This is a genomic window from Trinickia sp. Y13 (assembly GCF_029522115.1).
GTDB lineage: Bacteria > Pseudomonadota > Gammaproteobacteria > Burkholderiales > Burkholderiaceae > Trinickia.
On record NZ_JAKWFK010000009.1, the window covers coordinates 162,348 to 175,819 of the forward strand.

The 13,472-nt window shown below is 64.5% G+C and carries 14 protein-coding genes; 9 read left to right on the forward strand and 5 right to left on the reverse strand.

Annotated elements, in window-relative coordinates; translation table 11 throughout:
• The 7 genes from MMB74_RS17415 to MMB74_RS17445 all read left to right on the forward strand — a co-directional run bounded on the left by MMB74_RS17415 (position 1) and on the right by MMB74_RS17445 (position 7,171).
• Positions 1-1,167, forward strand: coding sequence for an endoribonuclease L-PSP (locus MMB74_RS17415; protein WP_277429905.1), 1,167 nt, complete (start codon positions 1-3; stop codon positions 1,165-1,167).
• Positions 1,164-1,976 carry a lysophospholipid acyltransferase family protein gene (locus MMB74_RS17420; protein ID WP_277429906.1) on the forward strand — a complete coding sequence of 271 codons (813 nt, stop codon included), beginning with the start codon at positions 1,164-1,166 and terminating at the stop codon, positions 1,974-1,976. The genes MMB74_RS17415 and MMB74_RS17420 overlap by 4 nt, the downstream gene beginning before the upstream one ends.
• Positions 1,954-2,769, forward strand: coding sequence for a glycosyltransferase family 2 protein (locus tag MMB74_RS17425; RefSeq protein ID WP_277429907.1), 816 nt, complete (start codon positions 1,954-1,956; stop codon positions 2,767-2,769). Before MMB74_RS17420 ends, MMB74_RS17425 begins: the two co-directional genes overlap by 23 nt.
• 93 nt (positions 2,770-2,862) lie before the next feature.
• Positions 2,863-3,822, forward strand: a complete 960-nt coding sequence (locus MMB74_RS17430; RefSeq protein ID WP_277429908.1) for a spermidine synthase — start codon at positions 2,863-2,865, stop codon at positions 3,820-3,822.
• A gap of 247 nt (positions 3,823-4,069) precedes the next feature.
• Positions 4,070-4,309: a DUF3311 domain-containing protein gene (locus tag MMB74_RS17435; protein ID WP_277429909.1), complete on the forward strand. Its 240-nt coding sequence runs from the start codon at positions 4,070-4,072 to the stop codon at positions 4,307-4,309.
• The gene (locus MMB74_RS17440; RefSeq protein ID WP_277429910.1) at positions 4,306-5,856 is read left to right on the forward strand and encodes a sodium:solute symporter; all 1,551 of its coding nucleotides are present in this window, start codon (positions 4,306-4,308) and stop codon (positions 5,854-5,856) included. Before MMB74_RS17435 ends, MMB74_RS17440 begins: the two co-directional genes overlap by 4 nt.
• Positions 5,857-6,028: 172 nt before the next feature.
• On the forward strand, positions 6,029-7,171 hold the full coding sequence (locus MMB74_RS17445; RefSeq protein WP_277429911.1) for an FUSC family protein: 1,143 nt from the start codon (positions 6,029-6,031) through the stop codon (positions 7,169-7,171).
• Positions 7,172-7,297: 126 nt separating this feature from the next.
• Here the strand turns inward: MMB74_RS17445 and yjdN are convergent, their stop codons facing one another.
• From yjdN to MMB74_RS17470, 5 genes are all read right to left on the reverse strand, one after another.
• The gene (yjdN, locus tag MMB74_RS17450) at positions 7,298-7,717 is read right to left on the reverse strand and encodes a VOC family metalloprotein YjdN (RefSeq protein ID WP_277430034.1); all 420 of its coding nucleotides are present in this window, start codon (positions 7,715-7,717) and stop codon (positions 7,298-7,300) included.
• Positions 7,718-7,856: 139 nt separating this feature from the next.
• Complete coding sequence (gene tal / locus MMB74_RS17455; protein ID WP_277429912.1) at positions 7,857-8,810, reverse strand: transaldolase; 954 nt, start codon at positions 8,808-8,810, stop codon at positions 7,857-7,859.
• 156 nt (positions 8,811-8,966) lie between these two features.
• On the reverse strand, positions 8,967-10,079 hold the full coding sequence (locus MMB74_RS17460; protein WP_277430035.1) for a benzoate/H(+) symporter BenE family transporter: 1,113 nt from the start codon (positions 10,077-10,079) through the stop codon (positions 8,967-8,969).
• Between the two features lie 187 nt (positions 10,080-10,266).
• Positions 10,267-11,442, reverse strand: a complete 1,176-nt coding sequence (locus MMB74_RS17465) for a VWA domain-containing protein (RefSeq protein ID WP_277429913.1) — start codon at positions 11,440-11,442, stop codon at positions 10,267-10,269.
• A 33-nt stretch (positions 11,443-11,475) separates the two neighbouring features.
• The gene (locus MMB74_RS17470) at positions 11,476-12,318 is read right to left on the reverse strand and encodes a MoxR family ATPase (RefSeq protein ID WP_277429914.1); all 843 of its coding nucleotides are present in this window, start codon (positions 12,316-12,318) and stop codon (positions 11,476-11,478) included.
• Between the two features lie 254 nt (positions 12,319-12,572).
• Between MMB74_RS17470 and MMB74_RS17475 the strand changes: the two genes are divergently transcribed.
• Together MMB74_RS17475 and MMB74_RS17480 are read left to right on the forward strand one after the other, a co-directional pair.
• Positions 12,573-12,941 (forward strand): cytochrome c, encoded by a 369-nt coding sequence (locus MMB74_RS17475; protein ID WP_277429915.1) that lies wholly within the window; start codon positions 12,573-12,575, stop codon positions 12,939-12,941.
• Positions 12,942-12,992: 51 nt separating this feature from the next.
• Complete coding sequence (locus MMB74_RS17480; RefSeq protein WP_277429916.1) at positions 12,993-13,373, forward strand: cytochrome c; 381 nt, start codon at positions 12,993-12,995, stop codon at positions 13,371-13,373.
• The last annotated feature ends 99 nt before the right edge of the window (positions 13,374-13,472 follow it).

The following is a 13,472-nucleotide window of genomic DNA, read 5'->3' on the forward strand; positions in this document are numbered from 1 at the left end:
ATGTCGATCGCTGCGCTGAAACTGATTCGGCTCGCACCTGCTGGCCTGGCGGCGCGCTTGAGCGATGCGCCCGCTGCCGCCCCGCACGACGCGTTCGCACGCGCCTATCCGGGCGCGATTGGCGCTGCATGCTTCGGTAACGCCGAGCGCTGGCCGCCTCTTGCCGATGCGGCGCCCGAATTGCCGCTTGCGCCCGCATCGATGGCGCGGCTCGTTCCCGCGTCCGAACGTTCGGACCCGCTCGATGACGCCAGTTTCGAAATCTGGCAGTGCGATGCGACGGACCTGATCACCCGCACGCACGGGCCGCTGCGTTACCGATTCAGCGAATCGGCCGGCATCGTGTTCGGCAGCGTTTCGATTCAAGAAGCACAGGCCGCCAGCGCGTCCGCCGCCGGTGCGACGCCGCTCGAACGTGCCGCCTATGCGGCGTACGAATCGATCTTTCGCGTGCTCGATGCGCTTGGCATGCGGCACCCGCTCCGGATCTGGAACGTCGTGCCGGCGATCAACGCCGAGCAGTTCGGCAGCGAGCGCTATCGTCAATTCAACGTGGGCCGTCAGCGCGCTTTTCAGGCGTTCGGGCGGCCCGTCGTCGATAGTGTGCCGGCCGCGAGCGCGCTCGGCGCGCCGGTGCGCATCGACGGTGACGAATCGAGTGCGACGCCGCTCGTCGTCTCGTTCCTCGCCATGCGCACGCCGTCCGAGGCGATCGAGAATCCGCGCCAAGTCAGCGCCTATCGTTATCCGGCCCAATACGGTCCGAGCGCGCCTACGTTCGCGCGCGCCGCTGTGTGGCGCGATGTGCGCCGCCCGAGCGACGCGCCGATGCTCTTCGTCTCGGGCACGGCAAGCATCGTCGGCCACGAAACGGTTCATCGCGGCGACGTGTTGGCGCAGTTGCGCGAAACGCTCGCCAATTTCGATGCCATTCTCGGCGAAGCGGCCCGCAAGGGACACGGACAGTGGGCGCTATCGGACCTGACTTACAAAATCTACATGCGCGATCCGTCCGACCTCGGCATGCTGGCCGCCATCGACGATACGCTGCGGGCGCGCTGCGGCTCGCCCTTGCGCGCGCTCTATCTGCATGCCGATATCTGCCGCAGCGACTTGCTGCTCGAAATCGAAGCGAGCGGCGGGCATGGCGTCGAGGTGCGCGCATGAGCGATGTGAGCGTACGTGCGGCGCGGCGCTTCGGGACGGGCTCGATCCGGCGCGCCTTCGAGGGGCTGCGTCAGTACGTCGTGTTCTATTTCGCGTTGCTCTTGCTCGCGATCGTCTGCTTGGCGTGGCTGCCCTGCGCGGCCGTGTTGCACGTGGTGTTGCCGCGCGCTTTCGCGCGCGTGCTCGGACGCGCCGTGATCCGCCATGTCTGGCGGCTGTACTTTCAAGCGCTCACGGCGCTCGGCGCTGCGCGTTTCGACTTGAGCGAGCTGGCGGCGCTGCACGGCGCGCCGCCGATGATCCTCGCGCCCAATCATCCGACGCTGATCGACGCCATGCTCGTTGCTTCCTGTGTGCCGGACGTATGCTGCGTGATGAAACGCGAGATCGTCGGCAACGTGTTCTTGGGCGCCGGCGCGCGACTCGCGGATTACATCGCGAACGACGCGCCGAAGGCCATGATCAAGAGCGCGGTTGCCGACTTGCGGCGCGGCCATCCGTTGCTGCTGTTTCCGGAGGGCACGCGCACCGCATCGATGCCGGTCAACCCGCTGAAGTCGGGGGTCGGGCTCATCGCCGCGCGCGCGGGGGTTCCCGTGCAGACGCTGATCGTCCAAGCGGACTCGCCGTTTTTGGCGAAGGGCTGGTCCATACTGCGCAAACCCGCATTGCCGCTCACCTATCGCGTGCGGCTGGGGCGCCGGTTCGCGCCGCCGCAGCGGCGCCCAGAAGCGCTGCGAGCCTTCGTCCTGCAGTTGCACGATCACTATCGCGCGGAGCTGTCGAATGGACCGTCTTCGCGCGCCTAGCCGTCCCCGCGCCACCATGCCGATGCCCATAGCCTCGACCACACATCTCGTCCTCATCCCTAGCTACAACCCGGGAGAGAAGCTCGACGACACCGTCCGCCGCGCTCGCGCTCAATGGACGCCCGTTTGGGTCGTCGTGGACGGCAGCACGGATGGCAGCGCCGAGCGGCTTCAAGCGATGGCGAAAAACGATCGGGGGCTGCGCGTCATCGTTTTGCCGCGCAACGGGGGCAAGGGCGCAGCCGTGCTCGCGGGGCTGAACGAAGCGGCGGCGTGCGGCTTCACGCACGCCTTGACGATGGATTCCGACGGTCAGCATCCTGCCGAACTGATCGGGGCGTTCATGTCCGCGTCGATGGCGCAGCCGCAGTGCATGGTGCTCGGCCGCCCGAAGTTCGACCGCAGCGCTCCGCGCATCCGCGTGCTGGGACGGCAGTTGTCGAACTTCTGGGCGCATGTCGAGACGTTGTGGGCTGGCGTGGGCGATTCGCTGTACGGATTTCGGGTATATCCGATTGCGCCGCTGCGCGCGTTGATGGCGAAGCAGCCTTGGATGCGGCGTTTCGATTTCGATCCCGAGGCCGCCGTCCGGCTATGCTGGCGCGGCGTCGAGCCCATCAACCTCGATGCGCCGGTGCGCTACTTCAAGCGCGAGGAGGGCGGCGTCTCGCACTTCCACTATGGGCGTGACAACCTCGTGCTCAGTTGGATGCATTTGCGGCTGCTGTTGGAGTTCATCCTGAGGCTGCCGCTGCTCGTCGCGCGCCGCTTGTCGCAGCTTGCCGCCCGGTAGCAAGGCAAACCCGGCCTTTTCTTCGGCAGCATGGGCGACGGTGCTATCCTCTCGTCCGATTCAACCGAGCGCCCACACGCGCAACACTTCTCCATGACTGACCTCATCAAGCGCGCCTCGGCCGAAGCGCGCGCATTCGCACGCGCCGAGCGCGCCGATGCCAAGACCGGCAAGGCTGGCAAGCAAGCCGCCGCTTCCAAACGCGCTTCGCGCTCGGCGCGGGCCGACGCTTTCGACGACGCGCACGGCCGCGCCGCGCCGCGCATCGAGATGCCGCGCAAGCCGCGCTTTGCCCCCGTGACGTTTTCCGAAGAGCGCGGCGTGCGCTATCTGCACTTCGGCACCGAGTGGGTGCAGGGCGCGATGCGCATCAACAAGCCGGACCGGATCGAGCTCGAATACGCGCAGCAAATGATGGCGTGGCTGCTCTTTCTCGAAACGCCCAAACGCATCGTTCAATTGGGGCTTGGCGCCGCGGCGCTGACGAAGTTCGCCTACCGCTTCCTGCCGCGCGCGCACGTGGAGGCCGTCGAACTCAATCCCGCTGTCGTCGTCGCGGCGCGCACGATGTTCGCGTTGCCTCCCGACGACGCGCGTCTGACGGTGCATGAAGCCGATGCGTGGGACTTCGTTACCGACCGGGCCAATCACGGGACGGTAGGCGTGATGCAGATCGATCTGTACGACGCGACCGCGCGCGGCCCCGTGCATGAAAGTCTCGCCTTCTATCGGGCCGCTCGCGCATGTCTCACGGGCGCGGGCATGGCCACGATCAACTTGTTCGGCGATCATCCGAGCTTCGTGCGCAACATGAAGCAACTGAACGCGGCGTTCGACGGCCGCGTCATCGCGTTGCCCGAAGTCCACGAAGGCAATCGCATCGCGTTGGCGTTCTCGGGGCCCGCGCTGGCCATTCCTTATGCGGCGCTCGAGCGTCGCGCCAAGCTGATCGAGGAAAAGCTCGGTTTGCCCGCCCGCGGCTGGGTCAAGGCGCTGCGTCAGGCGGCTGCTGCGTCCGCTTCGGCGGCCTCGGCGGAAACGTTCTCGCTTTGAGCGGGGGCTACGCATCTGCGTCTTCCCGCCCTTCGCTAGCGCCCGCCGGTGCTTGCGTTGACGGTTCCGGCCCCGGGTCTGTCCCGCTTGACCGCCCGCGCAAGGTCCTTATACTCTTGCCAGGCTTAATAAAGCTGAAGGATTGGCCTTGCCCTGCCGCTCGCGCGCTGGGCGCAAGGCCGGTCGAGATAGGGGTGTCCCCGAATGGGCTGCCCTCGGGGCGTACAAGAGTAAAAGAGGAGACGTCATGGCTCACAACGCCGACGCCAATCGAGCCGCCAAACGCTGGCTCTGGCTGCTGGTCATACCCTGGATCGCCATGATCTGGGTGCCGTCGTATAACAAGGTCGAACCGCAAGTCGCGGGATTCCCGTTCTTCTATTGGTACCAGCTGTTCTGGGTGCTCGTAAGCGCCGTGATCACGGCCGTCGTCTACTTCAAGACCAGATCGCGTTCGTCCAACGCCTCTGCCGGAGGCGCTCGATGAACGCAACCGCAACCTTCGTTTTCGTTCTGTTCTTCATCGGCGTCACGATCCTCGGCTTCGTGGCCGCGCATTGGCGCCGGGGCGATCTCGCCCACCTGGAGGAATGGGGCCTGGGCGGCCGCCGCTTCGGCACCGTCGTCACCTGGTTCTTGCTCGGCGGCGATCTCTACACGGCCTATACGTTCGTGGCCGTGCCGGCTCTGGTGTTCGGCGCCGGTGCGATGGGCTTTTTCGCGCTGCCCTACACGATCCTCATCTATCCGTTCGCGTTCGTCGTGTTCCCGAAGCTGTGGGCGGTGGCCAAGCGCCACGGCTACGTGACCTCGGCCGACTTCGTCAGCGCCCGTTACGGTAGCCGTATGCTGGCGCTCGCGGTGGCCGTGACGGGCATCGTCGCGACGATGCCGTACATCGCGCTGCAACTCGTCGGCATCGAAGTGGTGATCGGCGGTCTCGGTTTCAATACCTCCGGGTTCGTCGGCGATCTGCCGCTCATCATCGCTTTTGCGATTCTCGCGGCGTACACGTACACGTCGGGCTTGCGCGCGCCGGCCATGATCGCCGTCGTCAAGGACTTGCTGATCTACATCACGATCATCGCGGCGATCATCGTCATCCCTGCGCAACTCGGCGGCTTCGGGCACATCTTCAGCACAGTGCCGCCCGCCAAGCTGCTGCTCAAGGCGCCTGACGTGTCCGGCATGAACGGCTACAGCGCGTACGCGACCCTTGCCGTCGGGTCCGCCCTCGCCCTGTTCTTGTACCCGCACTCGGTGACGGCGATCTTGTCCTCGGCCTCGGGCAACAGCATTCGCCGAAACATGGCGATGCTGCCGGCGTACTCGCTCGTGCTCGGCCTCTTGGCGCTGCTCGGTTATATGGCGCTCGCTTCGGGCGTGAAGGACATGCCGGAATTCGCGCCGTACTTCAAGGCGTTCGGGCCGAACTTCGCCGTGCCGGCGCTGTTCCTGCATTACTTCCCGTCGTGGTTCGTGGGGGTCGCGTTCGCGGCCATCGCGATCGGCGCGCTGGTTCCCGCGGCAATCATGTCGATCGCCGCCGCGAACCTGTACACGCGCAACATCCACCGCGAGTTCGTCAATCGCAACATGTCGCACGCACAGGAGACGAGCGTCGCCAAGCTGGTGTCGCTGATCGTCAAGGTCGGCGCCGTCGCGTTCATTCTCGGCCTGCCGCTTACGTATGCGATCCAATTGCAATTGCTCGGCGGGATCTGGATCATTCAGACGCTGCCGGCGATCGTGCTCGGCTTGTATACGCGCAAGCTCGATGCGCGTGGCCTGCTGGCGGGCTGGGCTGTCGGTATCGGCGTGGGTACGTGGATGGCCGCCTCGTTGCATTTGAAGGGCTCGATCTACGCGATCCATTTGGGCGGTTATGCAATTCCGGGCTATGCCGCCGTCTGGTCGCTGATCGTCAACTTGGCCGTGGCCATCGTCGTGAGCTTCGCGCTGCGCGTAATGGGTGCAAGCCGTGCCGAAGACCGCACGAGCCCAGAGGATTACCTGGACCCGGTCGAGAGCTGAGCCGAAGACGAGCGAAGCAATATCGATAGTTGAAAAGGGCGGCACGGTAAGCGTGCCGCCTTTTTTTGTCGCTGGTGAAACGCGCTTTCGTTTCGGATCGCGGCGGGGACACTGCCGCGTGAACAGGCCCTACCGTATCGACGAAGCACCGCGTTTAGCCGACAATCGAGCCGTGGCCAACTTTCTTACCCCATTCCGCCAGCTTGCGACGCCGTTCGTGCGCGTCGTCGTTTCGCCTTATTACCGGTACCGCCACGCACGCGTGCTGCACGCCTTGCGTGTGGGGCTAGCGATGCTCGCCTCGATTCTGGTGACGACCGGCATCAACGTGCCCAACGGCATCTGGGCTTCCGTGACCGTGCTCGTGGTCATCGGCGGCTTGCAGCATCACGGCAACATCCGCAAGAAGGCGACCGATCGCGCGCTTGGCACGATGCTCGGCGCTTTCGTCGGGTTGTTGCTGATCGCGCAGTTGCATGTGATCGGGTCGGTGACGCTCACGCACATCCTGATGTCGATCGCCGCCGGGGTCTGCGGCTATTACGCCATCAGTAGCGCCGGCTACATTGCGCTTTTGACGGCGATCACGATCTGCATCGTGGCCGGGCACGGGGATAGCACCATCGACACCGGCTTATGGCGCACGCTCAACGTCATGGTCGGCATCGTCGTCGCACTCGCGTTCTCGTTCGCATTGCCGCTCTATGCGACCTACTCGTGGCGCTACTTGCTCGCGCGCAATCTGCGCGATTGCGCGCGCATTCGCGCTCGCATCGCGCGGGGCCAGCCGTTGGACGTCGAGGCCCACGTTGCCGCTTTCGCCGCGTTGAATGGGCGGCTCGTCAAATTGCGCTCGTTGATGCCGTCCGTAGCGAAGGAAGTCGACATTCCGGTGAAACGGCTCGAAGCCATTCAGCGGATGCATCGTTCGATGCTGAGCGCATTGGAAATGATGTCGACGAGCGCGGCTGTTCATCCGGCGCCGCCGGGGCGGCCCCTCGACGATGCGCGTGCGGTGCGCGCGTCGTTGCTGCGCATGGCGCGCGCGTTGCGATTCGGTTCGGAGTCGCGCGCCGGCCAGCGCCTGTCCACAGCGGTCGACGAGGTGCGGGCGCGGGGCGATGCACCCGCTACGAACGCGCAGGCAAGCGAGGCGCGAGGCACGCCGGACGATGCTTTACCGGGGCCGCGTTGGGTGGCGCAATGGTTCGCCGAGCAGGTCGATGCGCTGCGCGCGCTACTCGCCGATACCGAGCGGCAATGGCATATCGAAGGGGACGCCGGGGCGCGCGCCCAAATGCGTCGGGGCGAGTAGATCAAAACCGAGCTTGCCGATCCGTCGCCCGACCGCCGTTTTCATCGGCCCGAGCGGTGCGGGCCGGCCAGCATAAGCCTCGCGAGCGCGAGGCGGCGCCGGGCCGCCGCGCGCCCATCCCCTCGATCAAGGCTCTTTGTTTTCAACGTTGACCATCCACGGCACGCCGAACTTATCCGTGACCATGCCGAACCCCTTGGCCCAGAAGGTCGACTGCCACGGCAAGCGAACCTCGCCGTCCTGCGCGAGCGCATTGAATATTTTTTCGCCCTTGGACACGTTGTCGAGCGAGAGCGAGATACTGAATCCGGCGTACTTAGGCGTCGCAGTGTCGCCGGGCATGCCGTCGGTCGCCATGAGCGTGTTCTGTCCCACTTTGAACGACGCGTGCATGATGCGCTCGCCCGCTTCACCCTGAGCGGCGTATTCCGGGGGCGCCTCCTTATTACGCATCTTGAACGTGACCTGAGCGCCCAAGGCTTGCTCATAGAACGCAAGCGCTTCGTCGCAGCGGCCGTAGAAGTACAGATACGGTTGGACCACCATCATTGCCTCCTTGATTGTCAACGTCGATGGATGCCGATCGATCGCGGTCGTCCCGCATCGGCCGCGACGCGGCGAGCGGAGCCGCACCGAGCATGCGGTGCGGCTTGGGCGGCGCGCTCATCAAGCCGCCCGGCGGCGCTCAACGCAGGCCGTCGATCAACTTTTCGAGCTTGATGGCGTCGGCTGCGAACGCGCGAATGCCTTCTGCAAGTTTCTCGGTCGCCATGGCGTCGTCGTTCAGTTGGAAGCGGAACGACGGTTCGTCGATGGCGATGCGCTCGATGGTCTCGCCCTGCTGGGCGTCGTGCGAGAGTTTACGCTCGACCTTCTCGTTGCTGTCATGCAGCTTTTGCAGCAACTCGGGGCTGATGGTCAGCAAATCGCAGCCGGCCAGCTCGACGATCTGGCTCGTCGTGCGAAAGCTCGCGCCCATCACTTCGGTGCGATAGCCGAACTGCTTGTAGTACGCGTAGATGCGGCGCACCGACTGCACGCCCGGGTCGTTGGCGCCGCCCATGGTCGCTTCGTCCCAGGCGCTGCCTGCTTGCTTCTTGTACCAGTCGTAGATGCGGCCGACGAACGGGGAGATCAGCTTCGCGCCCGCTTCGGCGCAGGCCGCCGCTTGCACGGGGGAGAACAGCAGCGTCATGTTGCAGTTCACGCCTTCCTTTTGCAGCACTTCGGCCGCGCGCACGCCTTCCCAGGTCGAGGCGAGCTTGATCAACACGCGTTCGCGGTCGATGCCGGCGGCTTCGTACAGCTTGATGAGCTCGTGGCCTTTCTCGATCGAGCGCTTGGCATCGAACGACAGACGCGCATCGACCTCGGTCGATACCCGGCCCGGAATGATCTTGAGGATTTCGCAGCCGAAGGCGATCAGCAACTGATCGATGATCGCTGCGGCTGGCTTGCTGCCGTGTTCGCGCACGGTTTTTTCGAGCAACGGCTTATAGGCGTCTTTTTGGACGGCCTTGAGGATCAGCGACGGGTTCGTCGTCGCGTCGCGCGGCTTGTACTGTGCGAGCTGTTGGAAATCGCCGGTATCCGCGACGACGGTCGTGTATTGCTTCAGTTGGTCCAGAGCATTGGTCATGGCAGATGTGCGGCGCCCGAGCGCCTTCCGTGTGAGTCCAGAAAGGGGTCGCACCGCCAAAACGGCGCAACCGGATGCAAATACGACTATTTTAGGCCTCGGCGCGTTCACGTGAAATCGAACACCCGGGGGATGGCGCTACGCTGCGGTCCTGCGCTACGTACGGCGCGCGCCCAGAATGACTTGCGTGATCACGCCCGCGACAAGACCCCAAAACGCCGACCCGATCGAGAGCAGCGTGAGCCCCGAGGCCGTCACCATGAAAGTGACGAGCGCGGCTTCCCGCTCGCGCACATTGCTCATGGCGTTGGTGAGCCCGCTCATGATCGAGCCGAACAGCGCGAGCGCGGCGACCGAAACGACGAGCGCTTTGGGCAGCGCGGCGAACAGGGCGGCGATCGTCGCACCGAAAATCCCGGCGACGAGATAAAAGAGGCCGCACCAGAGCGCTGCCGTGTAGCGCTTGGTTCGGTCTTCGTGGGCTTGCGGGCCGGTGCAAATCGCCGCCGTGATCGCCGCGAGCGTGATGCCGTGGGAGCCGAACGGCGCGAGCAGCAGGGAAGCGATGCCGGTCGTCGAGATCAGCGGCGCCGACGGCGTCGTGTATCCGTCCGCGCGCAGGACCGCGAGGCCCGGCATATTCTGCGACGCCATCGCGACGACGAACAGCGGCACGCCCAAGCTGATCGCGGCCGAGAGCGAGAAATGCGGCATCGTGAAGACCGGGTGGGCGAGGGCAACGTGAAAGCGGCTGAAATCGATGAGCCCGAGCGCTCCCGCTACCGCGGTGCCCACGACGAGCGTCGTCACGATGGCGTAGCGCGGCGCGAGCCGTTTGACGAACAGGTAGACGAAGAACATCGTCAGCACGAGCGTCGTTTGGTACTGCACTGCATGGAAGATTTCGATGCCGATTTCGAACAAGATGCCCGCGAGCAGCGCGCTTGCGATGCCGGCCGGCACGCGCCGCATGAGCGCGTCGAACCAGCCCGTGAGCCCGACGGCCGTGATCAGCAGCGCGCAGACGATGAACGCGCCGATCGCATCGGCGTACGGCACGTGCGGCAGCGCGGCAATCAAAAGCGCCGCGCCCGGCGTGGAGTAAGCGACGACGACAGGCGTGCGAAAGCGCAGCGAGAGCAGGATGGTCGAGAACGCCATGCCGATCGACAGCGCCCAGATCCACGACGAAACCTGCGCATCGGACAGGTGCGCGGCCCGGCCCGCCTGAAACACGAGCACGAGGGAACTGGTATAGCCCGTCATCATTGCGACGAAGCCGGCGACGATCGCATGCAGCGACGTATCGGCGAACGGCTGCAGCCAGGAGCGGCGCGCGGCGGGGCTGGGCAGGTCGGGGGCGGAGGGAAATGTCATGGACGATGCAGAAGCGGGACGGACGCTAAACGGCTAGAAAATAGGGGCAACGTAAAACGAGCTAGGCGCGCGGGGGCGGCTATTTACTGAGCTTGCGCATCGCGGTTTCGAGCCCAGCGAGGGTCAGCGGATACATTCGGTCGCCGAGCAGTTGGCGGATGATCGAGACGGACTGCCGATATTCCCACAGGCCTTCGGGCTCGGGATTGAGCCAGGCGTGATGCGGGAAATGATCGGCGAGGCGGCGCAGCCAGACGGCCCCCGCCTCGGGATTGTTGTACTCGACGGAGCCGCCTGGCTGCAGGACTTCATAGGGGCTCATCGTTGCGTCGCCGACGAAGATGAGCTTGTAGTCGGGCGTGAACTTGTGCAGCACGTCCCAAGTCGGCATCCGCTCGACGTGCCGGCGGCGATTGTTCTTCCACAGGTGGTCATAGACGCAGTTGTGGAAGTAATAGAACTCGAGGTGCTTCAGTTCGGATTTGGCGGCCGAGAAGAGCTCCTCGGTGCGCTTGATGTGATCGTCCATCGAGCCGCCCACGTCCAGCAGCATCAGCACCTTCACCGCATTGTGCCGCTCGGGCACCATCTTCAGATCGAGCCATCCCGCGTTCGCGGCGGTGCTGCGAATCGTGCCCGGCAAATCGAGTTCTTCGGCCGCGCCTTCGCGCGCGAACCGGCGCAGCCGGCGCAGGGCGATCTTGATGTTGCGCGTGCCGATCTCGACTTGATCGTCGTAATCGCGGTAGCCGCGCGTTTCCCACACTTTGACGGCGGTGCGATTGCCGGCCGAGGGCCCGCCGATACGGACGCCTTCCGGGTTGTAGCCGCCATGGCCGAACGGGGAGGTGCCGCCCGTGCCGATCCATTTGCTGCCGCCTTCGTGCCGCTCCTTCTGCTCGTCGAACAATTGCTTGAGCCGCTCCATGAGCTTGTCGAGCCCGCCCATGGCTTCGATTTGCGCCTTCTCCTCGGGCGTGAACTCGCGCTGCAGACGTTTTTCGAGCCAGTCCAGCGGCAACTCGAATGCTTGATCGGTGAGCTGTTGCACGCCGCGGAAATACGCGCCGAACGCTTGATCGAATTTGTCGAAGTAGCGCTCGTCCTTGACCAGCGTCAGACGCGCGAGATAGTAGAACTCATCCAACGATGGGCCGATGACGCGCTCGCGCAGCGCTTGGACGAGCGTCAGGTACTCCTTGACCGACACCGGCAGCTTGGCCTCGCGCAGCGTGTAGAAGAAGTCGATCAGCATGCCGATGTCTCTGAATGGCGGTCAGCGTTCCGGCTAACGGTTGTGGCGGTTCATGAACACGAGCCGCTCGAACAAGCTCATGTCCTGTTCGTTCTTGAGCAGCGCGCCCGCGAGCGGCGGCACGATCTGCTTCTCGTCCGGCGAGCGCAGCGCTTGCGGCGGGATCTCTTCGGCGAGCAGCAGCTTCAGCCAATCGAGCAACTCGGAGGTGGAAGGCTTCTTCTTCAAGCCCGATACGGCTCGCAGCTCGAAAAAGCTCGTCAATGCCGCACGCAGGAGATCTTCGCGGATGCCGGGATAGTGGACGTCGACGATGCGTTGCATCGTGGCCGGATCCGGGAACTGGATATAGTGGAAAAAGCAGCGGCGCAAGAACGCGTCGGGCAGCTCTTTTTCGTTGTTGGAAGTGATGACCACGAGCGGCCGGTGCTTGGCGCGCACGACTTCGCGCGTCTCGTAGACGTGAAACTCCATGCGATCGAGCTCGCGCAGCAGGTCATTGGGGAACTCGATATCGGCTTTGTCGATTTCGTCGATGAGCAGGACCGCCGGCACGTCCGATTCGAACGCTTGCCAGAGCACGCCTTTGACGATGTAGTTCGAGATGTCCTGCACGCGCGCGTCGCCGAGCTGCGAATCGCGCAGCCTGGAGACAGCATCGTATTCGTAGAGGCCCTGTTGCGCCTTGGTCGTCGATTTGATGTGCCACTGGTAAAGCGGCATGCCCAGCGAGGCCGCGACTTCCTCTGCCAGCATCGTTTTGCCGGTGCCCGGCTCGCCCTTGATCAAAAGGGGGCGCTTGAGCGTGATGGCGGCGTTGACGGCGAGTTTGAGATCGTCCGTGGCGACGTATTGCGACGAGCCTTCGAAACGCATGGCTGCCTGCCTTCTCGAAAAAATTCAAGTATATGTCAGAAGGGCTAGGCGGCCCGCGCCGGTGGCGGTATCGTGTCGCTCGAGCCGGGCGCGGTGCGCGGGCGGCGCCCGGTGGACGTGCGACCAAGGGGCGCGGTACAATTGCCGCGATTTTTTTGGCCGCTCGTTGCGACTTCGACAACAAGAACGGCGCAGCGCCATTGCCCGCAGGCTTTTAGCGGGCGCTCGTTTCCCCTCAAGCCAGGTTAGAACCTATGAACTCTTTCGTCGGCAAACATGTCGTGACCGCAGCGCTAGTCGCGCTCGCGGGGTTTGCGGTGAGCGCGCAGGCGGCCGATGTCGTCGGCAATGCGAAGGCGGGCCAAAGCAAGGTTGCGATGTGTATCGGCTGCCACGGCATTCCCGACTATCGCACCGCGTACCCCGAGGTCTACCGCGTACCCATTCTCGGCGGGCAAAACCAGCAATACCTCGAAAACGCGCTGCACGCGTACAAGAAGGGCGACCGCCACTTCCAAACGATGCACGCGGTCACGGCCTCGCTGTCGGATCAGGACATCGCCGATCTCGCGGCCTACTACGCGTCGCAAACGTCGGCGTCGACGAACAATCCCGAAAAGTGACCGTCATTGCGGCCGCTTTCAGCTACCTTATTTCGCGGGATAGGAGAATTCATGAACAAGCCTGATCAGGCATTGCGCATCGTCGTCAAGGCTGCGGGGACCGCGCTCGTCGCGGCATTCGGGGCGATCGGCTCGGCCCATGCGGCCAGCATCGAGAACGGCAAGGCGCTCGTCGAATCCCACAACTGCGCGGCTTGCCACGGGGCGAAGTTCACCAACCCCGTCAGCAACGAGTATCCGAAGCTGGCCGGCCAGCACGCGGATTATCTGGTTTTCGCGCTGCGCGGCTACCAGGTCGGCACCGGCAACCCGAATTTCGGCCGCAACAACGCGATCATGCAGGCGCAGGTGCAAAGCCTGTCGCTGAGCGATATGAAGGACATCGCCGCTTATATCGAGTCGTTGCCGGGCGATCTCGTCGACAAGAAGTAACCGGTCGAACCGAGGTCGAGCGCTTTGCGCGCACCGCTCGCGCAGCGCCGATCACGATGACACCCCGCTTCGGCGGGGTGTTTTTTTGCTGGCGGCCGC